32 protein-coding genes are annotated in these 26,826 nt (G+C 71.6%); 19 read left to right on the top strand and 13 right to left on the bottom strand.

The genetic code is table 11. The features are described from left to right. The first annotated feature begins 55 nt into the window (after nucleotides 1–55). Nucleotides 56–235, top strand: a complete 180-nt coding sequence (locus GQQ93_RS07365) for a hypothetical protein (protein ID WP_157423600.1) — start codon at nucleotides 56–58, stop codon at nucleotides 233–235. A 41-nt stretch (nucleotides 236–276) separates the two neighbouring features. Then, on the top strand, nucleotides 277–465 hold the full coding sequence (locus GQQ93_RS07370; protein ID WP_157423601.1) for a hypothetical protein: 189 nt from the start codon (nucleotides 277–279) through the stop codon (nucleotides 463–465). Here GQQ93_RS07370 and fgd read toward each other — a convergent pair. The 5 genes from fgd to cofE form a co-directional block, all read right to left on the bottom strand. Then, entirely contained in the window at nucleotides 462–1,490 is a 1,029-nt protein-coding gene (gene fgd / locus GQQ93_RS07375; protein ID WP_157423602.1) for a glucose-6-phosphate dehydrogenase (coenzyme-F420), read from the bottom strand. The genes GQQ93_RS07370 and fgd overlap by 4 nt on opposite strands. Further along, nucleotides 1,487–2,245, bottom strand: coding sequence for a 2-phospho-L-lactate guanylyltransferase (cofC, locus tag GQQ93_RS07380; RefSeq protein WP_170296149.1), 759 nt, complete (start codon nucleotides 2,243–2,245; stop codon nucleotides 1,487–1,489). The genes fgd and cofC overlap by 4 nt, the downstream gene beginning before the upstream one ends. Next, entirely contained in the window at nucleotides 2,242–3,240 is a 999-nt protein-coding gene (locus GQQ93_RS07385; protein WP_246192172.1) for a TIGR03557 family F420-dependent LLM class oxidoreductase, read from the bottom strand. Before GQQ93_RS07385 ends, cofC begins: the two co-directional genes overlap by 4 nt. 146 nt (nucleotides 3,241–3,386) lie before the next feature. Next, nucleotides 3,387–4,181, bottom strand: coding sequence for a GntR family transcriptional regulator (locus GQQ93_RS07390; protein WP_157423604.1), 795 nt, complete (start codon nucleotides 4,179–4,181; stop codon nucleotides 3,387–3,389). Nucleotides 4,182–4,247: 66 nt separating this feature from the next. Continuing rightward, complete coding sequence (gene cofE, locus GQQ93_RS07395; RefSeq protein WP_157423605.1) at nucleotides 4,248–5,042, bottom strand: coenzyme F420-0:L-glutamate ligase; 795 nt, start codon at nucleotides 5,040–5,042, stop codon at nucleotides 4,248–4,250. Between the two features lie 107 nt (nucleotides 5,043–5,149). On the opposite strand from cofE, the gene GQQ93_RS07400 reads away from it, so the two are divergent. The 4 genes from GQQ93_RS07400 to GQQ93_RS07415 all read left to right on the top strand — a co-directional run bounded on the left by GQQ93_RS07400 (nucleotide 5,150) and on the right by GQQ93_RS07415 (nucleotide 8,451). Further along, a complete protein-coding gene (locus GQQ93_RS07400; RefSeq protein WP_157423606.1) occupies nucleotides 5,150–5,656 on the top strand; it encodes a DUF6328 family protein in 507 nt (168 codons plus the stop codon). Nucleotides 5,657–5,748: 92 nt separating this feature from the next. Then, a complete protein-coding gene (locus GQQ93_RS07405) occupies nucleotides 5,749–6,588 on the top strand; it encodes an exodeoxyribonuclease III (protein WP_157423607.1) in 840 nt (279 codons plus the stop codon). A 58-nt stretch (nucleotides 6,589–6,646) separates the two neighbouring features. After that, entirely contained in the window at nucleotides 6,647–7,993 is a 1,347-nt protein-coding gene (locus GQQ93_RS07410) for a serine/threonine-protein kinase (protein WP_157423608.1), read from the top strand. Further along, complete coding sequence (locus tag GQQ93_RS07415; RefSeq protein ID WP_157423609.1) at nucleotides 7,990–8,451, top strand: hypothetical protein; 462 nt, start codon at nucleotides 7,990–7,992, stop codon at nucleotides 8,449–8,451. The genes GQQ93_RS07410 and GQQ93_RS07415 overlap by 4 nt, the downstream gene beginning before the upstream one ends. 113 nt (nucleotides 8,452–8,564) lie before the next feature. Here GQQ93_RS07415 and GQQ93_RS07420 read toward each other — a convergent pair whose 3' ends face one another. Together GQQ93_RS07420 and GQQ93_RS07425 are read right to left on the bottom strand one after the other, a co-directional pair. Continuing rightward, nucleotides 8,565–9,404 carry an SDR family NAD(P)-dependent oxidoreductase gene (locus GQQ93_RS07420; RefSeq protein ID WP_157423610.1) on the bottom strand — a complete coding sequence of 280 codons (840 nt, stop codon included), beginning with the start codon at nucleotides 9,402–9,404 and terminating at the stop codon, nucleotides 8,565–8,567. Then, nucleotides 9,401–9,778: a DNA alkylation repair protein gene (locus GQQ93_RS07425; RefSeq protein ID WP_343032746.1), complete on the bottom strand. Its 378-nt coding sequence runs from the start codon at nucleotides 9,776–9,778 to the stop codon at nucleotides 9,401–9,403. The genes GQQ93_RS07420 and GQQ93_RS07425 overlap by 4 nt, the downstream gene beginning before the upstream one ends. Here GQQ93_RS07425 and GQQ93_RS07430 point away from each other — a divergent pair. Then, the gene (locus tag GQQ93_RS07430) at nucleotides 9,714–10,214 is read left to right on the top strand and encodes a GNAT family N-acetyltransferase (RefSeq protein ID WP_157423612.1); all 501 of its coding nucleotides are present in this window, start codon (nucleotides 9,714–9,716) and stop codon (nucleotides 10,212–10,214) included. The genes GQQ93_RS07425 and GQQ93_RS07430 overlap by 65 nt on opposite strands. Before the next feature lie 84 nt (nucleotides 10,215–10,298). Here the strand turns inward: GQQ93_RS07430 and GQQ93_RS07435 are convergent, their stop codons facing one another. Further along, nucleotides 10,299–10,820, bottom strand: coding sequence for a hypothetical protein (locus tag GQQ93_RS07435; RefSeq protein WP_157423613.1), 522 nt, complete (start codon nucleotides 10,818–10,820; stop codon nucleotides 10,299–10,301). A gap of 366 nt (nucleotides 10,821–11,186) precedes the next feature. Here GQQ93_RS07435 and GQQ93_RS07440 point away from each other — a divergent pair, with 366 nt between their 5' ends. Together GQQ93_RS07440 and GQQ93_RS07445 are read left to right on the top strand one after the other, a co-directional pair. Continuing rightward, a complete protein-coding gene (locus GQQ93_RS07440) occupies nucleotides 11,187–12,635 on the top strand; it encodes a DUF6421 family protein (protein ID WP_157423614.1) in 1,449 nt (482 codons plus the stop codon). A gap of 115 nt (nucleotides 12,636–12,750) precedes the next feature. After that, nucleotides 12,751–13,416: an SDR family NAD(P)-dependent oxidoreductase gene (locus tag GQQ93_RS07445; protein WP_157423615.1), complete on the top strand. Its 666-nt coding sequence runs from the start codon at nucleotides 12,751–12,753 to the stop codon at nucleotides 13,414–13,416. Between the two features lie 28 nt (nucleotides 13,417–13,444). Here the strand turns inward: GQQ93_RS07445 and GQQ93_RS07450 are convergent, their stop codons facing one another. The 3 genes from GQQ93_RS07450 to GQQ93_RS07460 all read right to left on the bottom strand — a co-directional run bounded on the left by GQQ93_RS07450 (nucleotide 13,445) and on the right by GQQ93_RS07460 (nucleotide 16,489). Next, nucleotides 13,445–14,248: a hypothetical protein gene (locus GQQ93_RS07450; protein WP_157423616.1), complete on the bottom strand. Its 804-nt coding sequence runs from the start codon at nucleotides 14,246–14,248 to the stop codon at nucleotides 13,445–13,447. Between the two features lie 127 nt (nucleotides 14,249–14,375). Continuing rightward, nucleotides 14,376–15,050, bottom strand: a complete 675-nt coding sequence (locus tag GQQ93_RS07455) for a DUF4232 domain-containing protein (RefSeq protein WP_157423617.1) — start codon at nucleotides 15,048–15,050, stop codon at nucleotides 14,376–14,378. A gap of 146 nt (nucleotides 15,051–15,196) precedes the next feature. Continuing rightward, nucleotides 15,197–16,489: an MFS transporter gene (locus GQQ93_RS07460; RefSeq protein ID WP_212277289.1), complete on the bottom strand. Its 1,293-nt coding sequence runs from the start codon at nucleotides 16,487–16,489 to the stop codon at nucleotides 15,197–15,199. Nucleotides 16,490–16,558: 69 nt separating this feature from the next. Between GQQ93_RS07460 and GQQ93_RS07465 the strand changes: the two genes are divergently transcribed. The 8 genes from GQQ93_RS07465 (at nucleotide 16,559) to GQQ93_RS07500 (ending at nucleotide 22,381) form a co-directional block, all read left to right on the top strand. After that, complete coding sequence (locus tag GQQ93_RS07465) at nucleotides 16,559–16,942, top strand: phage holin family protein (protein ID WP_157423619.1); 384 nt, start codon at nucleotides 16,559–16,561, stop codon at nucleotides 16,940–16,942. Between the two features lie 158 nt (nucleotides 16,943–17,100). Next, nucleotides 17,101–17,943 (top strand): PIG-L deacetylase family protein, encoded by an 843-nt coding sequence (locus GQQ93_RS07470; RefSeq protein WP_157423620.1) that lies wholly within the window; start codon nucleotides 17,101–17,103, stop codon nucleotides 17,941–17,943. An 80-nt stretch (nucleotides 17,944–18,023) separates the two neighbouring features. Further along, nucleotides 18,024–18,704 carry a DNA alkylation repair protein gene (locus tag GQQ93_RS07475; protein ID WP_157423621.1) on the top strand — a complete coding sequence of 227 codons (681 nt, stop codon included), beginning with the start codon at nucleotides 18,024–18,026 and terminating at the stop codon, nucleotides 18,702–18,704. A 60-nt stretch (nucleotides 18,705–18,764) separates the two neighbouring features. Next, nucleotides 18,765–20,165, top strand: a complete 1,401-nt coding sequence (locus GQQ93_RS07480; RefSeq protein WP_157423622.1) for a sensor histidine kinase — start codon at nucleotides 18,765–18,767, stop codon at nucleotides 20,163–20,165. Continuing rightward, the gene (locus GQQ93_RS07485; RefSeq protein ID WP_157423623.1) at nucleotides 20,162–20,872 is read left to right on the top strand and encodes a response regulator; all 711 of its coding nucleotides are present in this window, start codon (nucleotides 20,162–20,164) and stop codon (nucleotides 20,870–20,872) included. The genes GQQ93_RS07480 and GQQ93_RS07485 overlap by 4 nt, the downstream gene beginning before the upstream one ends. An 83-nt stretch (nucleotides 20,873–20,955) precedes the next feature. Beyond that, a complete protein-coding gene (locus GQQ93_RS07490) occupies nucleotides 20,956–21,294 on the top strand; it encodes an ArsR/SmtB family transcription factor (protein ID WP_157423624.1) in 339 nt (112 codons plus the stop codon). Beyond that, nucleotides 21,291–21,803, top strand: coding sequence for an SRPBCC family protein (locus tag GQQ93_RS07495; protein WP_246192173.1), 513 nt, complete (start codon nucleotides 21,291–21,293; stop codon nucleotides 21,801–21,803). The genes GQQ93_RS07490 and GQQ93_RS07495 overlap by 4 nt, the downstream gene beginning before the upstream one ends. Next, on the top strand, nucleotides 21,803–22,381 hold the full coding sequence (locus tag GQQ93_RS07500) for a dihydrofolate reductase family protein (protein WP_157423625.1): 579 nt from the start codon (nucleotides 21,803–21,805) through the stop codon (nucleotides 22,379–22,381). Before GQQ93_RS07495 ends, GQQ93_RS07500 begins: the two co-directional genes overlap by 1 nt. A gap of 64 nt (nucleotides 22,382–22,445) precedes the next feature. On the opposite strand, the gene GQQ93_RS07505 is transcribed toward GQQ93_RS07500, so the two are convergent. Further along, nucleotides 22,446–23,087 (bottom strand): dihydrofolate reductase family protein, encoded by a 642-nt coding sequence (locus GQQ93_RS07505; protein WP_157423626.1) that lies wholly within the window; start codon nucleotides 23,085–23,087, stop codon nucleotides 22,446–22,448. A 112-nt stretch (nucleotides 23,088–23,199) separates the two neighbouring features. After that, nucleotides 23,200–24,585, bottom strand: a complete 1,386-nt coding sequence (locus GQQ93_RS07510) for an MFS transporter (protein WP_157423903.1) — start codon at nucleotides 24,583–24,585, stop codon at nucleotides 23,200–23,202. Between the two features lie 212 nt (nucleotides 24,586–24,797). Between GQQ93_RS07510 and GQQ93_RS07515 the strand changes: the two genes are divergently transcribed. Both GQQ93_RS07515 and GQQ93_RS07520 read left to right on the top strand, forming a co-directional pair. After that, entirely contained in the window at nucleotides 24,798–25,682 is an 885-nt protein-coding gene (locus tag GQQ93_RS07515) for an ABC transporter ATP-binding protein (RefSeq protein WP_157423627.1), read from the top strand. Continuing rightward, nucleotides 25,679–26,803 carry an ABC transporter permease gene (locus GQQ93_RS07520; protein WP_157423628.1) on the top strand — a complete coding sequence of 375 codons (1,125 nt, stop codon included), beginning with the start codon at nucleotides 25,679–25,681 and terminating at the stop codon, nucleotides 26,801–26,803. Before GQQ93_RS07515 ends, GQQ93_RS07520 begins: the two co-directional genes overlap by 4 nt. Nucleotides 26,804–26,826: the final 23 nt, after the last annotated feature.

Raw genomic sequence — 26,826 nt, forward strand, 5'->3', positions numbered from 1 at the left:
CTCGCGGAAGCTCGGACTGCTGTTCGCCGTGGTCGCGGCGTCCATGTTGTTCGGCATGGCGCTCCGATTCGCGGGTGTGGCCGAGCCGACGCCGAGCCCGATCGCCGACGTCATCTACTTGATCGAGGCCGGGGCGCTCGCCTTCCTCTACCTCAACTCGGCCATCCGGTTGCGACGGGCGGGCGACGCGCCGCCCGAGCCGACGTTCAAGCCCAAGCGGCTCACCGTCGGCTGAGCTCGATCGCGCGCTGCAGCGCGACGCAGCGAGTAGCCGAGATGGCTGCGCGAGCCTCGATCTCGACATCGGATGCCACGACGAATGCCGAGTCGCAGGACGTCGGCCACGACGCGTCGACGACACCCGGCGCGTCGCCCGAATCGTCCTGCGACTCGACGAATCGGCCGAACAAGCCGCTGGGCAAGCAGCCGACCGAGCGGCCCGGCGCCCGCCCGGCTCCCGCCTAGCCGCGCGCCCGCAGCCGCGGCGCCAGGTCGCGCTCGAACAGCTCGAGGAACCGCCGCTGGTCGTGCCCCGGCGCGTGGAACACGAGGTGGTTGAAGCCCCAGTCCATGTACTGCCCGATCTGCTCGACGACCGCATCGGGGTCGGTGCCGACGATCCAGCGCTTCGCGATCTGCTCGATCGGCAGGGCGTCGGCGGCGCGCTCCATCTCGACGGGGTCGGTGATGTCGTGCTTCTGCTCCTTCGAGAGCGAGAGCGGCGACCAGAACCGGGTGTTGTCGAGGGCGGTGTCGAGGTCCTCCTCGTACGACAGCTTGATCTCGATCATGCGGTCGTACTCGTCGAAGGTGCGGCCGTCGTCGCGGGCCGCGAGCCCCTCGCGGACGGCGGGCATGAGCTGGTCGACGTACAGCTCGGCGCCCTTGCCCGAGGTGCAGATGAAGCCATCGCCGGCGCGGCCGGCGTACTTCGCCACCTGCGGGCCGCCGGCCGCGATGTAGATCGGCACCGCGACATCCGGCCGGTCGTAGATGGAGGCGTCGTGCGTCGAGTAGTACTCGCCCTCGAAGCTGACCTGGCCTTCGTCGTTCCAGAGCGAGCGCATGAGCCGCACCGATTCGCGCAGTCGCGCGTACCGCTCGCGGAACTCGGGCCATTCCTGTTCGCCAGCGCCCTGGAAGCCGGTCGCGATCTCGTTGAGCGCCTCGCCCGAGCCGAAGCCCGCGATGATGCGCTCGGGGTAGAGCACACCGAGCGACGCGAAGGCCTGCGCGAGCACCGCCGGGTTGTAGCGGAACGTCGGCGTCATCACGCTCGTACCGATCTTCACGGTCGAGGTTCGCTCGCCGACCGCGGCCATCCATGCGAGCGAGAACGGGGCGTGCCCTCCGGTGTGCCGCCACGGCTGGAAGTGGTCGCTCGTGAACACCGACTGCATGCCGTGGCCTTCGGCGGCGACGGCGATCTCGACGAGCTCGCGCGGATCGAACTGCTCGGCGCTGGCCTTGTATCCGAGGGTGAGGGTCATGCGGGGCTCCTTCTTCGAGGGTCGGTGGGATGAGTCGGGGAGGCGGTCGGGCCGAGCGCGGTGTGCGGCAGCGCGCCGTCGGCCAGGGCGGCGACGGCTTCGGCGGTGTGCGCGCCGACGCCGAGCCGCAGCGCCTGTTCGAGCGCTTCGACGGTGTCGACGTCGCGGCGCAGCGTCGCGAACGGCGCACTGCCGGCCAAGTCGGCGAAGCCGGCCTCGCGGTGCCGCGACGCCGACTGCTCGCCGAACGCGGGGCGCATGGTCACCCCGGCGGAGGCGGTCGCGAGGGTCGTGCCGGTTCCGTCGGCATCGGCGATGAAGGCGAGCGGATGCCGCGACGCGGCCTCGAGCGCGAACTCGAGCTCGCTCGTGCGGAGCGACGGCAGGTCGCCGAGCAGCACCGCGACGGACACGAGCGAGTCGGCGCGGGCGGCGGCGATGCCCTCGTCGATCGCCGCGGTGAGCCCGCCCGGCCTGGAGCCCTCGTCAGCGGCACCGCCGGCACCGCCGACCTCGCGCACGAGTTCGACGCCCGCCGGCAGCGGCGACCCGAGATCGACCTCGCCGGTGATGACGATCACCCGCTCGACGCCGCGCGCGGCGCGGGCCGCGGTGATCGTGTCGAGGGCGAACGCCCGGGCGAGTGCGGCCCGCGCCTCGGCGGGCACCGCCGGACCGAGCCGGGTCTTCGCCGCCGAGAAGGCTTTCACCGGCACGACGAGGGTCCAGCCGCCGGGCGCGGCACCGCCGGTCATGCGCGCAGCCCGGGCAGCACCTCGCGGCCGAAGACCTCGATCCATTCGGCCTGGTTGCGGCCGACGTTGTGCAGGTAGATGCGGTCGAAGCCGAGGTCGAGATGGCGCTGGATCTCGGCACGGTGCCGGTCGGGGTCGGCCGAGACGACCATGCGGCCCTCGAAGTCCTCTGGGCGCACCGTTCGGGCGAGCTGCTCGAACTCGAACGGCGAACGGATGTCGCTGCGCCCGAACCGCATGCCGGCGATCGGCCACTCGGCGAGGGCGTTGCGCATGGCCTCTTCATCGGTCGCGGCCCACGAGAGGTGCAGCTGCAGGATCTTCGGCATGCGCCGCACGTCGCGGCCGCCGTCGCGCGCCCCGTCGGCGAAGCGGGCGAGCAGGGCGTCGAGGCGTTCGGCGGGGCCGCTCGTCGTGATGAGCCCGTCGGCGACGCGACCCGCGCGACGCGCGGTGACGGGGCCGGCGGTGGCGACGTAGACCTCGGGGGCGACGGGCGGCATCGTCCACAGGCGGGTGGTCTCGAGCTTGAAGCTCGGGCCCGAGTGACGCACGTCGCGCCCGGCGATCGAGGCGGCGAAGAGCTTCTTGATGAGCTCGACGGCCTCGAACATGCGGTTGATGCGATCGGGCGCCTCGGGCCAGTACTGGCCGACGATGTGCTCGTTGACCGCCTCGCCCGAGCCGATGCCGAGCCAGTGCCGCCCGGGGTGCATCGAGGCGAGCGTCGCGCTCGCCTGCGCGACGACGGCGGGGTGGGTGCGGAAGGTCGGCGTCGTCACCCCGGGGCCGAAGTCGCCGCGGGTGCGTTCGGCGAGCGCGCCGAGCACGCTCCACACGTGCGCGGCCTGCCCGAGGCTCGGGGTCCACGGCTGGAAGTGGTCGGTCGCCATGGTGCCGGTGAAGCCGTGCTGTTCGGCGAGCGCGGCGAGCGCCACCGCCTCGGCGGGCGGGAACTGCTCGAGCATGGCGGCGTAACCGATGTGCACTGACACTCCTCCATCCTCCCTGCTCGGCGGGGCGCCGTCACCTCGACGTCGTCGAGCCGCGCGGTCGTCTCACGTCATTCTTTCGGATACTGGATCCAAAACGCAAGCGACGCGCAGATGCAGCGGGTCGACGCAAGCGGATGCCTCGCGCCTCAGCCGCGCGCGGCCGACCCGGCCGACCCCGCCGTCGCGCCGGGCGCGCTCGCCCCGCCCGCCTCGCCCGCCTCGCCCGCGACGAGCAGCTCGAGCACCGCGTCGCGAACGCGTTCGAGGTGCGAGCGCAAGACGTCGGCGGCGTACGAGGCGTCGCCGCCCTCCACCGCGGCGACGAGCGCCTCGTGCGAGTGGCCGTGCTCGGCCCCGCCGACGAGGCGCCAGCCCAGCACGTAGCGGCCGACCTTGAGGCGGAGCTGCTCGATCATCTCCCACAGCACGGGGCGATGGGCCGCGTCGTAGAGCTCGGCGTAGAACTCGGTGCGGGCGTCGACGAAGTCGGCGCCCTCCTCTTCGACGTCGGCGGTTCGACCGAGCTCGCGCAGGCGGGCGATGCGCTCGGGCGTCATCTCGGCCATCGAGAGACGCAACGCCTCGACCTCGAGCAGCGTGCGGATGTCGTAGACCTCACGCGCCTGATCGGCCGAGAGCGACTTCACGACGGCGCCGCGTCGTTCGTGGAACTCGACGAGCCCGTCGGCTTCGAGCTGGATGAGCGCCGAGCGCACCGGCAGCCGCGAGACGCCGATCGACTCGGCGAGGGTCTCCTGACGCAGTTTCTGCCCGGGCGGCAGCGTGCCGGTGAGGATGGCGTCCTTCAGGATGTCGTAGACCATCACGCCGACCGACCGATACCCGGTCTGGTGCTTGCCCGCCAGTTCCTGCAGTGCGTCGGAGTTCAATCCGGATCCGACGGATGCGCGGCGCGCGCCCTCGGCGATCTGTTCGCTCATGGCACCCGAATGTACCGGCAAACCCGGCCCGGGGCACTCATTCTGGATCCAAAAATCGGAACGGGCCTACTCGAAGTCGGGGCGCTCCCGCAGCGATCCCTCAGCCTGCGCCTCGTCGAACCCGGCGCGGTAGCCGTCGTCGTACGCCTCGTCGGCGCCCTGGCGGAACAGGTCGCGCTCGCTCGGCCGCTGGATCGACCGCGCGCCCGGCAGGTCGAGGTCGCCGACATAGCGGCCGAGCCCGCGCACGATGGCGAGCGGCACCCCGGACGACTTGCCCTTCACGAGTTCACCGGCGCCGGCGATCTCGTCGGCCACGCACGGCATCGTCACCGAGAGGGGTTTGCCCGAGGCATCCACCCCGCCGCGCAGGTCGTCGAAGACGTGCACGCCGGCGGCGCCGATCGCGATGTCGGTCTGCCCCTCGCGCCAGGGGCGCCCGAGCGTGTCCGAGAGGATGACGCCGACCCGCGCACCGGTCAGGGCCCGCAGCCCGGTCGCGAGGTCGCGCGCCGAGGCGTCGGGGTCGACGGGCAGCAGCAGCACGGTGCCGTCGGGCGCGTTCGACGCGTCCACCCCGGCGGCGGCTCCGACGATGCCCTGCCGGTTCTCGACGATGCGGGTGATGTGGCCCTCGAACTCGCGCGTCGCGATGACACGCACCGTCTCTGCGGTGATCGCGTCTTCGCGATCGGATGCCTCGACCACGCGCCCCTCCGCCTTCGAGACGATCTTCGAGGTCACGACGAGGATGTCGCCGTCGGCGAACTCCGCGGCGCCCGCGATGATCGCGGCGAGATCGTCGCCCGCCGAGATCTCGGGCAGGCCCTCGACGCCTTCGACACTGAATGCTGCGGCCATGATGCTCCCCTGCTGAACACGACGGGCTCCATTCTGACAGCAACGGCGGGTGCGCGGCGGGTGCGCAACCCCCGGGTCCGGCGCGGCGCCCGGCGGTACGATCGCGTATGGGCACCGACTCAGCCTCGCAGTCCGCGACGGCCGGCGACGACCGCCGCGACGGCCGCGACGAGACCCGCACCGAACGCCTCGACCGCAACTGGGGCGACATCCTGCAGGAGTTGCGCGCCGTGCAGACCGGCACGCAGATCATCACGGGCTTCCTGCTCGCCGCGGCGTTCCAGCCCCGCTTCACCGAGCTCGACGACTACGAACTGACGCTCTACCTCGTGCTCGTCGCCCTCGCGGGCCTCGCGACCGTGCTCGGCTTCGCCCCGGTCATCCTGCACCGGCAGCTGTTCGGTCGGCAGCAGAAGGACCGCCTGGTGCATGTCGCGAACCGCATGCTGTTCGGGCTGCTCGTCGTCGTCTCGCTGCTCGCCGCGGGGGTGACGAGCCTCATCTTCGATGTCGCGATCGGCCGCACGGCCGGCTACCTCGCGCTCGGTGCGGCGCTCGCCGTCGTCGCCGCCGTCTGGGTCGTCGTGCCGATCATCGCGCGCCGCAGCCGCTGATCGGCTGGCCGGATGCCTCGTGCGACACCTGCGGCGGGGCATCCGCGTTCGCCGTGCTCGGGGTGTCGTCGGCCTGACCTACGCTGGAACCCATGCGCATCGCCACCTGGAACGTCAACTCGATCCGCACCCGCGTCGGCCGTGTCGTCGACTGGATGGTGCGCGAAGACGTCGACGTGCTGGCCATGCAGGAGATCAAGTGCAAGCCCGAGCAGTTCCCGCACGAGGCCTTCGAGGAGGCCGGCTACGAGCTCGCGATCCACGGGCTGAACCAGTGGAACGGCGTGGCGATCGCGAGCCGGGCGCCGATCACCGAGGTCGAGACCGAGTTCCCGAACATGCCGGGGTTCCTGAAGGGGCATGACGGACCCGACCTTCCGAAGGAGGCCCGCGCGATCGGCGCGACCGTCGACGGCGTGCGCGTGTGGAGCCTGTATGTGCCGAACGGCCGGTCGCTCGGCGACCCGCACCTCCACTACAAGCTCGACTGGTACGCCGCGCTCACCGACTACGCCCGCGCCGAGACGACCGCCCACCCCGAGCGTCCGTTCGCGCTCATGGGCGACTTCAACGTCGCGCCGCTCGACATCGACAACGGCGACCCGACCGTCGTGGTCGGGCAGACGACCCACGTCTCCCCCGAAGAGCGCGCCGCGTTCTTCGCCCTCGAGAACGCGGGCGTCACCGACGTGGTGCGTGCACGGGTGCCCGAAGGGCTCTACACCTACTGGGACTACAAGCAGTTGCGCTTCCCCCGCAACGAGGGGCTGCGCATCGACTTCATCCTCGGGTCGGCGGCGTTCGCCGAAGCCGTGACCTCGGCCTCGATCCACCGGGACGAGCGCAAGGGCGACGCCCCGAGCGACCACGTGCCGGTGCTCGTCGACCTCGCCCTCGGCGACGACGACGACGACCGCCCGATGATCTTCTGAGCCGAGCGGCGAGGCGACCCACGGGTCCGTCCCAGCACGGCGGACTACCCTCGAAGGGGTGACGAGCATCTCCGATCGCGACCGCACCGAGCCCACCACAGGCCGGATGCTCGGCGGCCGCTACCGACTCGACGCGCTCATCGGGCGCGGCGGCATGGCGAGCGTGTACCGCGGCTTCGACGTGTCACTCGGCCGTCCGGTCGCGGTGAAGGTGTTCAGCGAGGCCGCCGAGGGCATCGACGACGCCGGACGGCGCGCCTCCGAGATCGCCCTGCTCGCGAGCGTCGAGCATCGGGCCCTCGTGCGCCTCTACGACGCGGCCCGCGATACGGGCAGCTCGCGCGAGTATCTCGTGATGGAGCTCGTCGAGGGGCGCGACCTGCGCGCCGTGCTGCAGCAGGGTCCGCTCGACGCCGCCGACGCGGCCGGCCTCCTCGCCGATCTGGGCGAGGCGCTCCACGTCATCCACTCGCGGGGCATCGTGCACCGCGACGTGAAGCCCGCGAACGTGCTGCTCGAGCCGGCCCACCTGCCGAGCCGGCGCTGGAATGCGAAGCTCGCCGACTTCGGCATCGCCCGACTCATCGACGATGCCCGGATCACCCGGACCGGCCTCCTCGTCGGCACGCCGGGGTACCTGAGCCCCGAGCAGGTGAGCGGCGTCGCGCCCGGCAGCGAGGCCGACGTCTACTCGCTCGGCCTGCTCGTGCTCGAAGCGCGGACCGGTCGACGCGCTTTCCCCGGCCCCGCGGTCGAGGCCGCGAGCGCCAGGCTGGTGCGCGACCCCGAGATCCCGCGCGAGCTCGGCCCCGACTGGGTCGATCTGCTCACCCGCATGACGGCGCGCGAGCCCGACGCGCGGCCGGCCGCGCTCGAGGTCGCGGTCGCCGCATCGGCGCTCGCGACGACGGCTCCTGCCCACCACGCCGCCCCTTCTGCGGATGCGAACCCCGTACCGGTGCCGGAGGCCGCCACGCTCGCGTCGACGGCCGCGCTCGGCGCGGCCGCCACGCTCGACATCGAACCCGAGCCCGAGCCCGAGCCCACCGGCACGACTCGCGTGCTCGAACGCGAGCCGACCGCCGCGACTCGCGTGCTCCCGGCCGACCGAGGAGCATCGTCCGATCTGAGCGACCTCCACGCCGCTGCGGTCGGATCCGCGGCGGCCGTCCGGCCGGCGGACCCCGGACGTCGGGCACGCGTGAAGACCCCCGCCCGGCGCCCGGTGCTCATCGGCGTCGTCCTCGCGGTCGCGGCGGTCGCGATCGTGCTGGCCGCCCACGCCGCGATCACGGCGGCGACGGTCGGCGACCGATCCGAACCCGCGCCCCTGCCTCCGATCCCGGCCGAGCTCGATCCGCTCGGCGAGCACCTGCAGCACCTCGACGAGGCGGTGCGAGGATGACCCGGCGCTTCGCGACTCGCCACCTGCGCGCCGCGGCGCTCACCGCCGTCGTCGTGTTCGGACTCGGACTGGGACTCGCGGGATGCGCGAGCGAGCCCGACACCGGCGACGCCCTGCACGCGTCGGTCGTGCGCGTCGCCGAGCGTTCGGCCGACGAGGACTTCACCGGAGCCCTTGCGGAACTCCTGCTGCTCGAGCGCGATGTCGACGAGGCGGTCGCGGCAGGCGACGTGGGCGCCGCGCATGAGGCCGAGATCCGCGCCGCGATCGAGCTCGTGCGCGCAGATCTCGAGACCGCGGAGGAGGGCGCGCGTCAAGCGGCGACCCCGACTCCGACACCCACGCCGAGCGACGCCGGGGATGACGACGATGACGACGACAGCGACCCCGGAAACAGCGGCGACAACCGAAACGACGACGAGAATCGGGACAAGGAGAAGGGCAAGGGCGAGGACTGACGGGAGCGCCCGCGGCGCGCCGTCGGGCGGCGCATCCGCCGAACGCCGCACGACCCGAGGAGTTCTCGCGGCTGCTGCTCGCGTGGCTCGACGAGCACGGGCTCTGAGGCGGGTCAGCGCCGACCGGTGAACCGCTCCATCGAACGATAGACGCCGAAGCCGTCGCCGACGAGGCGGTCGAACACGCGCGTGGGCAGCAGTGCACGCAGCACGCGTGAGAGCCGAACGCTTCCCGGCAACTCGACGAGCGGTCGCCCGGCGAGCATCGCCGCCCAGACCCGGTCGACGACGTGCTCGGGGGCGAGCACGGGTGCCAGCGCCGGCCCGCGGGCACCCGCGAACATGCCGGTGGCGATGTAGCTCGGCGTGACGGTGGTCACCGTGACGTTGCGATGATCGGCCTGCTCGAGTTCGAGGCGCAGCGAGTCGCTCCAGGCGATGAGCGCCGCCTTGGATGCCGCGTACACGGCCATGCGCGGATTGCCGATCGTGCCCGCGGCAGAGGCGAGGTTCACGATGCGGGCCGGCCGGAACGCGTTCGCGATCATGCCGGGGAGGAACTCGCGCGCGACGTACATCGGCGCGAGCGCGTTGACCTGTATCGTCGGCCGGGTGTCGTCGCCGTTGTCGGTCTGCCAGAAGTAGCCGTTGCCGCGCACGATGCCCGCGTTGTTGATGAGGACGTCGGGGTTGCCCAGTTCGCGGCGCACGCGCTGGGCCGTCTTCGCGATGGCGCCGAGGTCGCCCAGGTCGACGACGAACGACTGCACCCTGGTGCGGCCGCGCGAGATCGCGCCGAGCTCGCCGACCGCACGGGAGAGCGCGGCGGGGTCGACGTCCCAGAGCACCACCGAGGCGGCCCCCTCGGCGACGGCTCGCTCGGCGAACATGCGCCCCAGGCCGCCGGCGGCTCCCGTGATGAGCACCTTCGCGCCGCGCACCGTTCTCGTCATCGTCCAATCCTCGCCCACCGGAGGAGCTCCGAGCGCCCAACGACATCGGGCCCCCCGGCTCGGCGCATCGCGCGGGAGCGCGCCCGCTCGTCCGGGTCGAGGTGCTCGGTCGCGGAGCCCAGCATGGTGCGCGGCATCGGTGCCGCGTACGCGTCGAGGAATCCCGTGAGCTCCGAATGGTCGACGCGTTCGCCGACCTCCCGCAGCATCCAGCCGACGGCCTGGTGCAGCAGGGGCTCGGGGTCGCAGAGCCGCCGGGCATCGGAATCCGCCCGTGCGTCGGCGCGGGACATCCGCCAACATGGAGGGATGACCGACGAGAGCACGACCGCAGAGACCGCGCGCACCCATGAGCTCGCCTTCGTCCCGATCACGGGCGACGACCTCGTGATGTGGCTGCCCGAGTCGATGGCGTACTACCGGGCGTCGAGGCTGCGTGCCGGCGACACCCCCGAGCAGGCCGAGGCCGCGGTCGAGGCCTCGCGCAACCGCTTCTTCACCGACGGCGAACTGCATCCCGAGCACGTGCTGCTCGCGATCGTCGTCGACGGCGAGGACGCGGGATGGCTGTGGCTCGGCCCCTGGGACGAGGGCGGCGACGCGTGGTGGGTGTGGGACGTGCACGTGCGCGAACCGTTCCGCCGCCGCGGTCTCGGCCGAGCGGCGATGCAGCACGCCGAGCAGGTCGCCCGCGAGCACGGCTCGCCGACGCTCGGCCTCAACGTGTTCGCCTTCAACGTGCCGGCGATCGAACTCTACGAGAGCCTCGGCTTCGAGGCCGCGTCGCTGCACATGGCGAAGTCGATCTGAGCCACGGGGCCCGAGGGCTTCACCCGGCGCGCGCAGATCGAGAGCGGGGCCGCCGGTCGGCGTGACCCCGCTCTCGCATGGTGCTCATCGATTGCGCGGTGAGATCGGTCGGGGCTCGGGCGTCGGCGTGGAACCGTCGTCCTGCGACTGGCCGAACTGCTCGGCGTACTCGGCGAGACGCTGACCCTGCACCTCGGCGGCCGACGGCTCGACGGCCTCCGCCTGCTTGGTCGCTCGCACGGCCTCGTTGACCTGTGCCGAGTTCGAGCGAGCGGAGCGCTGTGCCGCCTGCTCGGCCTGCTTGACGGCTCGCATCTGCTCCTGCACCTTCGCAGAGCGTGCGGCCGACTCGACGCGCTCGGTCTGCTCGGCCTCGCGCAGGATCTCCTGCAGGGTGGTGCCCTGGGGCGAGAACTCGGGCGCATGGGCCCGGCTGCGTTCCAGCGCGGCCTCTCGACGGGCCGAGTCCTGCTGCGTCTGCAGCGAGGTCACGCTCGCCGATCCGGCTCCGCCCTCGAGCTGTGACTGCACGCCGGCGCAGCCGCTGATCGTGACGATGAGTACGACGGCACCGATGACTGCGGCGCCGGCCTTGTTGCTGTTCATGGCCTTCTCCTGTTCATGTGGGGGTTCGCGGGGTGTGAACAATCCTCAAGTTAGGGTCGGGGGCGGGCTGCGGCATCGGGACCGCCCCCGGTGTTCTCCTCGGTGCGTGCGTCGCGTCGAGGTGGTGCAGGCGTGGAGACCCATCCGGGCGAGCGCTGAGGTACTCGCGATTTCCGCCCGGTTCGCGGGCGTGCGCGGCATGCGCGATCTCCGGCGCGGTTTGGAAGGCGAACGCAAGATTCCCGCGCGGCAGTGCAATCAATCGCGAGCGGATGCCTCGTAGCCTTGGGTTGTACGGCGATTCCCGCCGCGCGCGGCCCTGCCGCAACACCGCATCTGACCCCTCACTGAGGAACGGAGGTTCACATGTCGAACATCACGATCGACCCCATCGTCGGCGAACCCGAGGTCCTCGAGGACGTCACGCCCGCGCAGATCGCCCTCGCCGACGGCGTCGAGACCGACCCCGCCTGGCTCCGCCTCAAGGAGTCGGCGACGAAGCTGCAGGCCCTCCAGGTGAAGGACGGCTCGGTTCCGGTCGAGACCGACAAGGGCGAGGCATCCGCCCTCGTCGACACCATCGTCGAATCGGTGGCCGCTCTTGCGCCCCGCTTCCCGCACGAGGCGGCCTACCTCACCGCACTGCAGGCCGACTTCCGCAAGTGGCAGGCCGCAGGCCTCGAGGTCCCCGACTTCCTCGACTCGCTCGTCGAGTTCCAGCCGCAGCGTCACCGCATCGACGGCATCCGCCACCTCGTCGTGTTCCCCATGTACACGCAGAACGGCTCGCTCGACCGCCACGTCGAGGCGCTCGTCGTCGAGACCATCTGGCCCGAGTTCATCGCCGCCCTCGAGGCCGGCGACTACGGCAACAAGCTCTTCGTCAGCCTCCGCCTCGTCGACTTCACACCCGGCTATGACACCAACTCGGCCGTACTCTTCCCCGAGACGGTCGCGATGCGCGAGATCCCGACCTTCACCTGGGGCGCGATCTTCCAGGACCGCGAAGCGGCCCGCTACCGCAAGGTGGTGCGCGCGGCGAGCGACATCACGAAGCTCGTGCTGCCCGACGACGCAGCCGAGATGCTCACCGACCAGCAGCTCACCGAGCGCACCTTCGTCATGTGGGACATCATCCACGACCGCACGCACATGCGCGGCGACCTGCCGTTCGACCCGTTCATGATCAAGCAGCGCATGCCGTTCTTCCTCTACTCGCTGGAGGAGCTGCGGTGCGACCTCACCGCGTTCCGCGAGTCGGTCAAGATCCAGCGCGCGCTCGACGCCCGCCTCGCGGCCGGCGAGGAGCTCACCGACGTCGAGGAGCAGATGCGCTCGACCGGCAAGCTCGTGCAGTACGCGGTCATCTTCGACCGCATCTTCCGCTTCGCGATCACCGGCTCGCGCGTGCGCAACTACGACGGCCTCGGCGGCCAGCTGCTCTTCGCATGGCTGCACAAGAAGCACGTGCTCGAATGGCGCGACGTCGAGCTCAGCTTCGACTGGGACAAGCTTGCCGACGCGGTCGTCGAGCTCGGCGACGCGATCGACCTGCTCTACTGGGAGTCGATCGACCGCCCGAAGACGGTGCACTGGCTGAAGGCCTACGAGCTCGTCTCCGCGGTCGTCACCCCGAACCCCGCCTCGGTGTGGGCGTCGGGCCTCGATCGAGAGGTGCTCGCCGGCCCGCCCAAGGGCTACACCGACCTCGTGATGGACGACGAGTTCCCGCTGTCGATGTTCTTCGAGGCGCTCGACAAGAAGATGAAGCCCGTCATCGAGTCGACGGTCGGCATCACCGGGAAGAGCGCCTGACCCCACCGATTCAGGAAGACGTACGCTGCTCAGGACGGAATCGGTGATTTCGTCCTGAGCAGCTCTCATTCACCTGAATGACCGCCTGCTTCCACGAAGCTCGAAGAGGAGCCACATGACCGACCACCCCACCGGTGCCGCAGGGCGCACCGTGCTCATCGCAGGCGCGACGAGCGCCTCGGGCCGCGCCGTGGCCCGAGCGCTGCTCGAGGCAGGCGCCCGTGTCATCGCGGTGGGCAGCGACCGCGGGCGGCTCGGCGAGTTCGCGGCCGAACTGCCGGGCGTCATCACCGAGCTCGCCGATCTCACCGACCAGATGCAGGTCTGGCCGCTCGCGATGCGCGTGCACGGTCGCGTCGGCGATGTCGACGGCATCATCCACCTCGTCGGCGGCTGGCGCGGCGGCGGCGGCATCCCCGCCCAGACCGAAGAGGACTACCGGGTGCTCGAACGCTCGTTCTCGTCGCTGCGCCACATCAGCCGCGCCCTCTGGGACGACCTCGTCGCCTCCCCCGCCGGCCGCATCGCGATCGTCTCCTCGACGGCGGTCGAGCGCCCGCTCGCCGGCGGCGCGAACTACGCCGCAGTGAAGGCCGCGAGCGAGGCGTGGATGCAGTCGCTCGCCCACGGACTCGGCAAGGAGGGCACGACCGGCGCCGCCGTCACCTTCCGCGTGAAGTCGCTCGCCGGCCTCGAGGAACGGCTCGCGAACGAGGTCGTCGCACTCTGGTCGGCGGATGCCTCGGAGCTGAACGGGCGCGTCGAGACGCTGTCGGCCTGAGCCGCACGCGGCTCGGAACGAGGGCCGCTCAGTCGCTCGCGCCCGCTGCGCCGTCGGCGTCGGGGGCGGTCGCGTCGGGTGCGACCACCTCGGGTGCGACCACCTCGGGCGCGACCTCCTCGGTGGCGTCGGACTCGAGCGCTTCGGGTGCGACCTCCTCGGTCGCATCCTCGGGTCGCTGCTGGCCCTCCTCGGGCGCAGGCGGCACCGAGGGCTCGGGCGACGCCGGGGGCGGCGGAGCCGACTCCTCGCGGTCCTGCTCGGCTGCCTCGCCGAGGCATCCCGTGCCGTCGAGGCCCGGGCCCTCGAGGGCCGCGTGCCACGCGGCCTGCTCGGCGGCACTGAGCCCGACGGGCATCGCGGGCGCCGTCGAGGTGGGGTTGCGCGGCTCGGTCGTCCACCACTCCCAGTGACGGTACTCGTAGCCGGCGTCGACCATGCACTCGCGCACCGCCTGCTGGAACGCGAGCCATGCCGCCTGCTCCTCGGTCGTGGGGAGCGGGTCGGCCGGCGGGGTCGACGGCGACGGCGCGGGCGACGGTGTCGGCGCCTCGGGCGACGGGTCGGCGCTCGGCGACGGAGGGACCGGCACCGGCGATTGCGTGAGCGGCGGCGCCGCACCGTCGCCGTCATCGGCTCCGTCGGAGGTTCCGGGCGATGTCGTCGCAGCGCCCGCCTCGGCGCCGAGTCGATCGTCGGCGGTGCCGACGGGATGCGGCGAGCGCGCGTCGTAGAACACGGGGGCGCCGGTCAGCGCGGCGGCGACGCCCAATGAGAGCGAGCCGAGGAAGAGGACCAGCGCGGCGGCGCCCAGGAGGAGGATCTTGCGCACGCGGCTCCTCCTCGTCTCCCGAGGGACTCGCTCGGGCGTTCGTCGTGCGGGCGTCCGGCAATGCTACGTGACCCCCGAAGAGGGGGCAACCCCGTGAGGCGGTTCCACCTCGGCGGCTTGCGGCAGATCAGCCGGCGACGAGCGGCGAGATCGCCATGGTCGGGATCGCGCCGCCGCACACCGTGATCGCGTAGGGGGCGTCGATGCCGCCGCCGGTTCCGTCGGAGGCGATGCGCGCCCGAAGCCCCGCCGCCTCGATCGGCTCGCAGCCCTGGGCGCCCGCCTGCGTCGCTCGGACGTGAGCCGTTGCGACGCCGCCGTTCGCGTCGAGCACGACCGGCGTGGTCGTCGAGTACTCGGCCCGCGCGGGCCATCCCACCTCGACGCCGGCGGCGTCGATCGCGATGAGGCCCGGCCACCCCTCGAAGACGCAGTCCCGGTCCGCCGTGTTCGTGAAGACGAGTTCGAAGCCGAACGATCCGGCACCCGACTCGTCGGGCAGCGGAACGACCGCGAGGGCGAACTGCGAGTCGTCGCAGCCGAGGCCCGGGCCGTCGACGGCGTCATCGGAGAACGTCTCCTGGTCGCGCACCGCGACCGTTCCGTCGCCGGCAGGTCCGGTCGGGTCGACCGGGGTCGGCCCCGCGCTCGGCGGTGCGAGCGTCGGATCGGGTTCGCGTGATGGGGAGGGCGACGCCTCCACGGTCGCCCGCGACTCGGCCGCGGGCGCGGTGGCCGCGCAGCCGCCGAGCGCCAACACGGCGACGAACAGTGCCGCTGCGGTGGCCGCTGCACGCGTCATCGCCGTCTCCTCGTCGTCACCGAACCCGTCGACCCCTCAGGCTATGCCCGCCGTCGCCGCCGCGGAAGAGGGACGGCACTGAGGCGCCAGACGCTCGGAGCTCCCCTCACCCGCCACGCCGGACGCCGGACGCCGGACGCCGGAGCTCAGTCGATCGGCGGCACCCCGGTGGCGTCGTCCGACTCCCGGCCCTCGTCGGCGACGCCCGTCGCCACGTCGGCCGGCGAGCGCTGACGCCGGCTCAGCCAGAGGAACGGCACGGCGAGCACCTGGAACCCGCTGCTCACGATGAGCGACCCCGGGTACCCCCACAGGTCGGCCGATCGCCCGAGCACCGGTTGGATCACGGCCCCGCCCGTACTGCCGAGCAAGGAGTCGAAGGAGAGCACCGTCGCTCGCTGCGCCGACGGGATCATGTCGTTGAGGTACGCCTGCTGCACGGGGCCCGCGGCCGCATCGACGAGGCCCCAGAGCACGAGCAGCACGAGTGCGAGCCAGAAGCTGCGGGTGAATCCCAGCGCGAGGAGCACCGCGCTGCTCACCACGAGACTCAGGAGGATCGTCGTCGTGCGGCGGTGGAAGCGGCGACGCACCCACGGCGCGCACAGCCCGCCGACGATCTGCGCTCCCGAGAGGATCGCGGCGGCGAGCCCGGCGATCGAGTAGGCCTCGGCGTCGCCCCAGAGTTCGACGAGGTACGGCTGCAGCGCGTAGAAGACGTAGAACCCGACGCCCGAGGTGAAGAACGACGCGAACATCACGTAGCGCACCGAGGGTCGCCCCAGCCCGTAGCGCAGCGACGACTGGAACACCTGCTTCGTCGCCCGCAGCGGGTGCGCGCGCCCGGCGGGCGTGAAGCCGAGGTCGCGCATGAGCACGGCGGCGACCACGAACATGACGATGAGGATCGCAGCGCGCACGAGGAACGGCACCCCGAGGTTGCTCGCCTGGGCGATCACGCCGCCCGCGATCGAACCGATGAACATCGCGGCCCCCGAGAGCGCGAGACCGCGCCCGAACACCCGCTCGAGGCTGCCGGTGTACCCGGTCGCGGTCAGCGCGTCGACGAGCCACGCCTCGGTCGCGCCCGAGAAGAAGGTGAAGCCGAGCCCGAGCAGCACCGAGACGACCGCCCACCCCCAGAACGGCGCCTCGACCACCCAGAGCCAGTAGTAGAGCAGCGTCGTGACGGCCAGCGTGACCGTGCCGAGCAGGTACGACACGCGGCGGCCGAGCGTATCGGCGACGACGCCCGTCGGCACCTCGAAGAGCACCATGCCGATCGAGAAGAAGGCGTTGGCGGCGAACGCCTCGAGGTTCGAGAGTCCGGCGTCGAGCAGGAACAGCGTGTTCACGCCCCAGATGAACGAGGCCGCGAGGGTGTTGCCGATGAGCAGCGTGAAGTACACCGACTGCACCCGTCGCGCAGCGTGATTCACCGTCTTCGGCTCGCTCACCCGCCCATCATCCTCCCGACCGGCCGTCGGCGGAAGCGCTACGCTCACGCCATGGTGCGCTTCCTCATCCGTCTCGGCGTGTCCCTCGTGCTCGCCGCCCTCGCCCTCGGCCTCGCCGCGCTGCTCGTTCCGGGCATGCATCTGCACTGGTCGGGGTTCCTCGTCGCGATCATCGTGTTCGCCGCCGTGCAGGCACTCATCGAATGGCTCGTCGAGACCCTGTTCCATCGCGGCGCCCCAGCCGTCGCGGGTGTCGCGGGGCTCATCTCGACGGCGGTCGCGCTGCTCGTCGCCTCGCTCGGCGACGGCATCACCTTCGACGGCCTCGCGGCCTGGGTGCTCGCGGCCGTCATCGTCTGGATCATCACCGCGCTGGCCGCCTGGCTCTCGGGCAAGTACCTGCTGCCCCGCATCGCGCCCGCGAAGAGAGCCTGAACCGCGGCGGCAACCGAAACCGAGTCGGATTCGGTGTCGGCGGGCGGCCGGGTTAGCATGCTCGCACCCCGAAACGGCGCGCGAGTCTCCCCGGCTGGCCGCCCTCCGCGCCCGAGCCCACCCGAGCCCGAGGCATCCCGAACCCGAAGGCCCCACCCATGCGCAAGCGCACCGTCGCGCTCATCGTCGTCGCCGCCGTCCTCCTCGCCGTCGTCGGCGGCCTCTACTGGGCCGGCCGTCACCTCTTCTTCGAGCCCACCGCGAAGGGCGTCGACTCGGTCGTCGACGAGCTCGGCGGCGAGCGCGTGCTCGGCGTGTTCGCCCACCCCGACGACGAGCAGACCGTCAACGGCCTGTTCTGGCACGCGCACGAGGGCGGCGCCTACACGGCGATGATCACCGCCACGCAGGGCGAGGCGGGCCACCAGACGCCGGTCGTCGCCCGGCAGGAGGATCTCGGCGAGGTCCGCAAGGCCGAAGCCCTGAAGAACAGCTTCAACCTCGGCGTCGACCGCCACGTCGTGTGGGACTACCCCGACGGCGGCGTGCCCGACGTCGACGAGGACGAGCTGGTCGACCGCGTCGCCGACGAGATGCGGCGGGTGAAGCCCGACGTCGTCGTCGCGTTCTGGCCCGAGTCGGGTGCGACCGGCCACGAGGACCACATGCGGATGGGCGAGGTCGCCGAGCTCGCGATCGCGCAGCTCGAGGAGGAGGGCGGCGCCTACGCCGGGCCGAAGCACCTCGTCTACACGATCAGCCCGTCGGGCGCGCTGGCGGCCTTCGGCGGCGAGACCGGCGCCTTCGTCGTCGCGAACCAGCCGAAGCCCGAGTACGCGATGGATGCCGCGGTGCAGAAGAAGCACGAGGGGTGGACGATCCACGCCTCGCAGGCGAACTACCTGCCCGAGTCGTACCTCCTGCCGACGTGGCTCGTCTACCTCCTCTGGGACCAGGAGTTCTACCACGTGCGCGATCTCGAGGCCGAGCCGCTGGGCTGAGGGAGAGCGCCCGGGCCGGCGCCCGGCGCCCCGCGCTCGCCTAAGCTGGCTGGCGAGACCGAGCAGGCCGGGGAGGACGCATGACCGAGCCGACATTCGCCGAGGTGCAGGCCGAACTCGCCGCCCTCGACGATCCGAAGACGCGCGAGGCGAACGAGCGGCGGGGCGACACGCACGGCGTGAACCTCGCGCAGCTGCGCGCCCTCGCGAAGCGCGTGAAGTCGAACCACGAACTCGCCCTCGAGTTGTGGGCCACGGGCGACACCGCCGCCCGGCTCCTCGCGATCCTGATCTGCAGGCCGAAGTCGTTCACCGCCGAGCAGCTCGATGCGATGATCCGCGAGGAGGCGACACCCAAGGGCCACGACTGGCTCGTCAACTACGTGGTGAAGAAGAGCCCCCATGCCGACGAGCTGCGGCTCGCCTGGCTCGACGACGCCGACCCGCTCGCCGCGAGCGCCGCCTGGGCGCTCAACGCCGAACGGGTGTCGAAGCAGGCCGAGCGGCTCGAGCCCGACGAACTGCCCGCCATGCTCGACACCATCGAGGCCGAGATGAAGGATGCCCCGAAGCAGGTGCAGTGGGAGATGAACACCTCGCTCGCGATGATCGGCATCAACCATCCGCCGTTCCGAGCGCGTGCGATCGACATCGGCGAGCGGCTCGAGGTGCTGAAGGACTACCCGACTCCCCCGAACTGCACCTCGCCGTTCGCCCCCACCTGGATCGGCGAGATGGTGCGGCGGCAGGCGGCGAAGTAGCCGAACGATCTCAGTCACGCGACGGATCCCCGAGCCGCGCCCGATCGCTAGCGTGGAGGGATGTCCGAGAACGTGACCACCGCCCCGCCCGTGCTGCCGGGCGTCGAGTGGGTCAGGCCGCGCCCGGGCCGCCGCGGGTACCGCAACGACCTCGTGCTCGCCCTCGTGCTCGCGGTCGGCACCGCCGCGAGCGTGGTCCTCTACCGCGCGACCGGGTGGGGCGAGGGCACCCCCTGGTGGGGTGCCGTGCTCTGGACGGCCGGGATGACCCTGCCACTCGCCGCGCGGCGTCGCTGGCCCGAGATCGTCGCACTCGTGGCATCCGCCGTCTTCATCGTCGGTGCCGTCGTCGGCGTCGGCGAGGCGCTCTTCTCGAACATCGCCCTCTTCGTCGCGATCTACACGGTCGGCGCCTGGGGGCGCAGCCGTCGCGTCGCGACCGTCGTGCGCGGCGCCATCGTGATCGTGATGTTCGCGTGGCTGTTCTGGGGGCTCATCTTCTTCTCGACGGTGCAGGACCACCTGCCCGAGCTCTCCCGCGAGGGCCTGCTCTCGCCGTACCTCGCGTACGGCTTCATCAACGTGCTCACCAACCTGCTCTACTTCGGCGGCGCCTGGTACTTCGGCGACACCGCCTACCGGTCCGCTCGCGCACGAGCCGAGCTCGAGCAGCGCACGGCCGAGCTCGCCGCCGAGCGCGAGCGCACGCGCGTGCAGGCGGTCGCGCTCGAACGCCTGCGCATCGCACGGGAGCTCCACGACGTCGTCGCCCACCACGTCTCGGTGATCGGCGTGCAGGCGGGAGCGGCCAGGCGGGTGCTCGCCAAGGATCCGGCGGCGGCGACCGCGTCGCTCTCGGCGATCGAGTCGAACGCGCGCGAGGCGGTCGACGAACTGCACGGACTGCTCGGCACCCTCCGCGGCGATGCCGACACCGGGCCGCTCGCGCTCGTCGACGATGCCGCGTCCACGACCGGCGAGGCGACCACGAGCACCTCGACCCGCGGCATCGCCCGGATCGACGAACTCGTGCGCGAGTCGGCCGACGGCGGGCTGCCGGTGACCCTCGCGATCGTCGGCGAACCGCGGCCGGTCTCGCCGGTCGTCGACCTCAGCGCGTACCGCATCACCCAAGAGGCCCTCACGAACGTGCGCAAGCATGCCGGCGCCGCCGCGACCGCCGAAGTGCGCGTGCGCTGGACCGACGCGGCCCTCGAGATCGAGATCACCAACTCGGGCACCACGACGTCGGTCGCCGGCGCGGCACGCGCATCGGAGGCGACGGGAGGGGGCCTCGGCCAGCTCGGCATGCGCGAGCGCGTCGCCGCGACCGGGGGCACGATCGAGCTCCGTCCCCGCGCGCGGGGCGGTTACCTCGTGCGGGCGAGCTTCCCGCTGCGCCGCGACGAGACGCCGGTCGCCGCGCTCGCGGGCGCGCTCGCCACGGAGGAGGACGCGTGAGCATCCGCGTTCTCGTCGTCGACGACCAGAGCCTCGTGCGCGCCGGCTTCCGCACCATCCTCGACTCGGAGGACGGGATCGAGGTCGTCGGAGAGGCGGCCGACGGCCAGGCGGCGATCGAACAGGTCGCGGCACTCGCCCCCGACGTGGTCTGCATGGACGTGCAGATGCCCGGCATGGACGGCCTCGAGGCCACGCGCCGCATCACGGGCGACGAGGCGACGCAGGCCGCCGTGCTCGTGCTCACGACCTTCAACCGCGAGGACTACCTGTTCGCCGCGCTCGATGCGGGGGCGAGCGGGTTCCTGCTGAAGAACTCGAGCCCCGAGCAGCTCATCGAGGCGGTGCAGGTCGTCGCGCGCGGCGACGCCCTGCTCTCCCCGGATGTCACGCGCCGCGTCATCGAGGCGGTGGCGGCCCGTTCGGCGCCGGGCATCGCGGGTCGGCACGGGGCATCCGTCGCCGAGACCGCCACTGCGGCTCGCGCGCAGCCGGCCGAACTCGCGACGCTGACCGAGCGCGAACGCGAGGTGCTCGAGCTGCTCGCGCTGGGCATCTCGAACGCCGAGATCGCCGAACGGCTCTGGGTGGGCGAGGCGACTGTGAAGACGCACGTCTCGAAGGTGCTCATGAAGCTCGGCCTGCGCGACCGGGTGCACGCGGTGGTCTACGCCTACGAGCACGGCGTGGTGCGGCCGCGCGACTGAGGTCGTGCGGCGCGACCGGGGGTTGACGCCTCCCCTCGCGGAGCCTATGGTTAAGCAATTCATTAATTAAGGAGTTGCTTACATTGGGTGGATCGCAGGACGAGCTCAGCGCGGTGTTCCAGGCGCTCGCCGATCCGACCCGTCGCGCGATGCTCTCGCGCCTCCGGGTCGGGCCGGCGACCGTCGGTGAACTCGCCGAGCCGTTCGCCATGAGCCGCCCCGCGATCTCGCAGCACCTCGGGGTGCTCGAGCGGGCCGGGCTCATCGAACGCACCGCGACGGCGCAGTGGCGCACGTGCACGCTGCGCACCGAACCCCTCGACGAGGCATCCGCCTGGGTCGAGCACCACCGCGGCGAGTGGAACGAACGCTTCGACCTGCTCGCCGAGCACCTCCGCACCATGAAGGAGGATTCACCGTGACCGAATACGAGACCGCGCCGACGCCCCGCCTGACGGGCGGCCCCGCCGAACCGCAGTTCACCATCACCCGCATCTTCGACGCCCCGCGCGAACTCGTCTGGCAGGCGTGGACCGAGCAGGCCGACGCCGCAGCGTGGTGGCATCCGCGCGGCGTCGAGATCAAGCCCGGCAGCGTCGACCTCGACGCGCGCGAGGGCGGGCGCTACCGCTACACGATGGTCGCCCCCGACGGCACCGAGTACCCGACCGCGGGCACGTTCCGCGAACTCCGCGCGCCCGAGCGCCTCGTCATGACGTGGGGTTCGCCCGGCGACGCCGACGACGAAGCGCCGATCATCACGGTGACGCTGCGCGATCTGCCCGGCGACCGCACCGAGATGCTCTTCCACGTGCTCCGCATCGCCGGCGCCCCAGGCGATGAGGACGTCTACGACGGCTGGAGCTCGGCGTTCGACATGCTCGACGAGCACCTCGCTGCCGGACCCGCCACTCGGGACGGGGCGCGCTGATGGGCCGCCTCATCGTCGAGCAGGTGATCACCGCCGACGGCTACGCCGCCGACTCCGACGGCGGCATCGACTTCTTCGAGGCGCTCGTGCGCCCCGACGAGCACGGTGTCGTCGACCTCAACGACGCCGAGCAGCTCGAGTACGTCTCGCAGGCGGAGGCGATCCTGTTCGGCGCGACCACCTACCGGATGTTCGCCGACTACTGGCCGGGCGTCGACCCCGCGGTCGAGCACGTCGCCGAGCTCATCGAGCGGCTGCCGAAGTTCGTCGTGTCGAACACGCTGACGCAGGCTCCGTGGGGCGACGGATCCATCGAGCTCCTCCGCGGCGACGGAGTCGAGCAGGCCGCCGCACTGAAGGAGCGCTTCGGCGCGGTCATCGTCTGGGGCAGCCTCGTGCTCACCGACGCGCTGTTCGCCGCCGGCCTCGTCGACGAACTGCATCTGCGGGTGGTGCCGACGCTGCTCGGCGAGGGGCGCTCGTTCACGCCGGCCGGGCTCGGCGAGCGCCCGCTCGAACTCGACCGGGTCGTGCCGCGACCCGGCGGCGTGGTGAGCCTGCGCTACCGCGTGGGGTGAGGGCGACCGGCTCGCCCGACATCGCAACGCCGGCGATCCGCCGACGCTGCGCGACGAACGCCGGTCACCGCCGGAAGGTCACGTGCACCGTGCCGCTCTCCGCAATCTCGCTCGAGACCTCGTATCGGCGCTCGAGGCCGCGCAGGTCCTCCCACAGGCTGAGGCCGCGTCCGAGCAGGATCGGTGCGATCGCGACGTGGAGCCGGTCGACGAGGCCGGCCGCCAGGAACGACCGCACCGTGCGCACGCCGCCGCCGATGCGCACGTCGGCTCCGCCCGCGGCGCGGGTCGCCTCGGCCAGCGCCTCCTCGGGCGACGCGTCGAGGAAGTGGAACGTCGTGCCGCCCGCCATCTCGATCGACGGCCGCGGAGCATGCGTCAGCACGAACACCGGCACCCGGAACGGCGGCTCGTCGCCCCACCACCCGCGCCAGTCTGGGTCGTCGGCGTTGTGGTGCAGCCCGAACATCCCCGCACCCATGATCTCGGCGCCGATGTTCGTGAAGTACTCCTGAGCGTACGCGTCGTCGACGCCGGTCGTTCCCTTGCCCGAGGTGTCGCCGAGCACGCGTTCGCGGAACGTGCGGGTCGCCGCGTTCGCGGCGACGAGGCGGAACCAGTCCTCGCCCATCGGGTTCTCCGCGGTCTGGTCGGTCGTCGACGCGGAGCCGTCGAGGGAGATGTTGAGGTCGGCGCGAACGGCCAAGGTCGGGGTCCTTCCGGTCATCGATCGCGACCCGATCTGGCCGCGACGCCCACTCTTCCCGAGCACGAGAAGCGGCCGAAGAGTTTCGATGGAGATCGAAACACCGCGCCGTTCACTCGGCCGAGCGGCCTCCCCGTGCGCTCGCCGCGTCGCCGACCGCGGGACCGGCAACGCCGGCAGCGCCGGCCCCGCCGCTCGGCGCGGGCAGGCCCTCCCGGAACTCGGTCGAGAGCATGCGGTACGAGCGGGTCGCGAAGGCCACGAGCGCGAGCGCCACCATCACGAGGCCCGAGAAGAAGAACACGAGCGCGATGCCGCGCGCCTCGCCGTCGCCGAGCAGCCATCCCCAGGTCTGCTGCCCCTCCGCCGACTCCATGTACGGGATGATCCAGAACTCGGCGATCGGCGCGATGAGGAACGCGGTGATCGGTGCGGCGGCCGCCTCGAACGCCTGGGCGAATCCGAAGACCCGCCCCTGCGCACGGAACGGCACGACCTTCTGGATGACCGTCTGCTCGGCCGCCTCGACCACCGGGATGAGGCACATGTACGCCCAGATGCCGAGCGCGTAGAGCAGCCACCAGTCGCGGATCGTGAACAGCGCCCCGAGCAGCCCCATGCCGATGACGACGAGCAGCATCGTGCGGATGGGGTTCTCGCCGAGCCCCCACTTGGCGACGACGAGCCCGCCGATGATGAACCCGGTCGCAGTGACGCCGAGCACGATGCCCCAGATCTCGACGGGGAAGAGCTCGAGTCCGTACGGGTCCATCAGGGCCATGTACACGCCGCCGATGAGGTTGTTGAAGGTCGAGAAGAGCACGAGCGCGAAGAGCCCGGGTGCGGCGCGCACCGCTGCGATGCTGCCGCGCAGGTCGATCATCGGCGGCCGGTCGGCGTCGACGACGGGCTGCGCTTCGGGGATGTGCACGAAGAGCAGGTGCACGAGCGCGACGAGCGTCATCGCGATCGCGATGACCAGGGTCCACCCCATGCCCACGATGCCGATCGCGAGCCCGCTGAACACGCTCGTGACCATGAATGCGAGCCCCTGAACCGTGCCGACCATGCCGTTCGCGTTGGCGTGGCGCTCTTCGGGAACGAGCAGGGTGACCGTCGTCGAGAGGGCGATGTTGCGCATGTTCTCGACGACGGCGCCGAAGAGGATGACCCCCGAGAACACCCAGAACCACGGGCCGCCGAGATCGAGGAGCGACGATTCGGGCTGCACCGCGTAGAGCACGCCCGCGACCGTGAACGACACGAGCGTCACGACGCTCGACATCACCATCACCCGGTGCTTGCGGTGCCGATCGACGAGGGTGCCGAAGACCATGCCGAACAGGGCGATGAGCAGCATGTACGCGCCGCCGATGATGCCGGTCGCGAGCACCGACCGCGTCTCGAGGTACACCCAGAACGTGAGCGCGAACCACAGGAAGCTCGTGGTCACGTTCGCGATCATCGTGTTCACGAGCACATGGAGGAAGGTGCGCATGCCGTTCGGCGGCGGCACGACCGAATCGGCTCGCGGCTCGCGCACCGCGGCCTCCCCCGTCTCCGATCGCTCGAGCCCCTCGCTCATGCTGCGAGGGTAACCGCGACCGGCGACGTCCGAAACCCCTCCGCGCACCTCCGCCGCGAGGCGGAGGTGCGATACCCGTCGCCAGGCGGATGACGCCGGCCGCGCGGCATCCGTACGGTGAAGGCATGCTCGAACTCAACGACGTGACCAAGCGCTACGGCGAGCGTCTCGCGCTCGACGCGGTCTCCTTCTCGGTCGGCGACGGCCGCCTCACCGGCTTCGTCGGCGGCAACGGCGCGGGCAAGACGACGACGATGCGCATCATCCTCGGCGTGCTCGCGGCCGACGGCGGCAGCGTCTCGCTCGACGGGGCGACGCTCACCGCCGCCGATCGCCGCCGCTTCGGCTACATGCCCGAGGAGCGCGGGCTCTACCCCAAGATGAAGGTGCTCGAGCAGGCGGTCTACCTCGCCCGCCTGCACGGCTGGGCTCCCGCCGCCGCGCGCCGCAACGCGAGCGAGCTGCTCGATCGTCTCGGCCTCGGCGAGCGCTTCGACGACACGATCGAGTCGCTGTCGCTCGGCAACCAGCAGCGGGCGCAGATCGCCGCAGCCCTCGTGCACCACCCCGAGGTGCTCGTGCTCGACGAGCCGTTCTCGGGCCTCGACCCGATCGCGGTCGAGACGGTGCAGGGCGTGCTGGCCGACGCCGCCGCGGGCGGGGTGCCCGTGCTCTTCTCCTCGCATCAGCTCGACATCGTCGAGCGTCTCTGCGACGACCTCGTCATCATCGCGGGCGGCCGCATCGCCGCATCCGGCGCGCGCGACGCGCTCCGCGCCGAGCACGGCTCGGAGCGCTGGGAACTGCTGACCGACGGCGACACCGGCTGGCTGCGCGAGCGCGCGGGCATCACGGTCGCCGAGTTCGACGGCGGCTGGGCGGTCTTCGAAGCCGAATCGGATGCCGCGCGGCAGGCGGTGCTCGCCGAGGCCGTCAGCCGAGGCGAGGTCGTGAGCTTCACCCGCGAGCACACCACGCTCGCCCAGATCTTCAAGGAGGTCGTGCGATGAGCACGCAGTCCCAGCAGGCCGCGGTCGCGCCGACCCGCCCTGGCGAGCCGAGCTTCCTCGACAGCGTCTCGCTCATCGCGGGCCGCGAGATCACGATGCGGCTGCGCAGCAAGGCGTTCCTCGTCTCGACCGGCATCCTCATGCTCGCCGTGCTCGCCTCGGTCGTGCTCGGCAGTCTGTTCGGCGGCCAGTCCGACCCGGCGAAGGTCGCGGTCGTCGGTTCTGCGGCGACCGCCGTCGAGGGCAATCCGGCGCTCGACCCGGTGCCCGTCGACGACGAGGCCGCCGGCGAGCAGTTGCTGCGCGACGGCGAGGTCGATGCGGTGATCAGCCCCGCGGCATCCGACCCCCTCGGCATCACCGTCATCGGTCTCGACCAGACGCCGTCGAGCGTCGTGTCGGCGCTCGCGGTCCGCCCGTCGGTCGAGCTGCTCGAGCCGGCCGCGGTCGACCCCGGTCTCGCCTATCTCGTCGCCTTCGGGTTCGGCATCGTGTTCTTCATGTCGGCGATCACCTTCGGCTCGACGATCGCCCAGTCGGTCGTCGAGGAGAAGCAGACCCGCGTCGTCGAGATCCTGCTCTCGACGGTGTCGGCCCGGGCGCTGCTCACGGGCAAGGTGATCGGCAACAGCGTGCTGGCGTTCGGGCAGATCATCGCGATCGCGGCGCTCGCGATCGTCGGGCTCCTCGTGACCGGGCAGAAGGTGCTGCTCGGCGGGCTCGGCAGCTCGGTGATCTGGTTCGTCGTGTTCTTCGCGATCGGCTTCGTGATGCTCGCCGCCCTCTTCGCCGCGAGCGCCGCGATGGTCTCCCGCGCCGAGGACATGGGCTCGGTCACGACCCCGGTGACGATGCTCGTGATGATCCCGTACTTCCTCGTGATCTTCTTCTTCGACAACCCGGCCGTGCTCGCGATCATGAGCTACGTGCCGTTCTCGGCCCCGGTCGGCATGCCCGTGCGCATCTTCCTCGGCCAGGCCGAGTGGTGGGAGCCGATCCTCTCGCTCGCGATCCTCATCGCGACGACGGCCCTCGCCGTCGCGATCGGCGAGCGGATCTACCGCAACACCCTCCTCAAGACGGGGTCGCGGGTGCCCCTCGCCGAGGCGCTGCGCGGATAGCAGGTCTCGCGCGATTCGAGCTG

This window comes from Agromyces lapidis (genome assembly GCF_009749405.1).
Classification (GTDB): Bacteria; Actinomycetota; Actinomycetes; order Actinomycetales; family Microbacteriaceae; genus Agromyces; species Agromyces lapidis.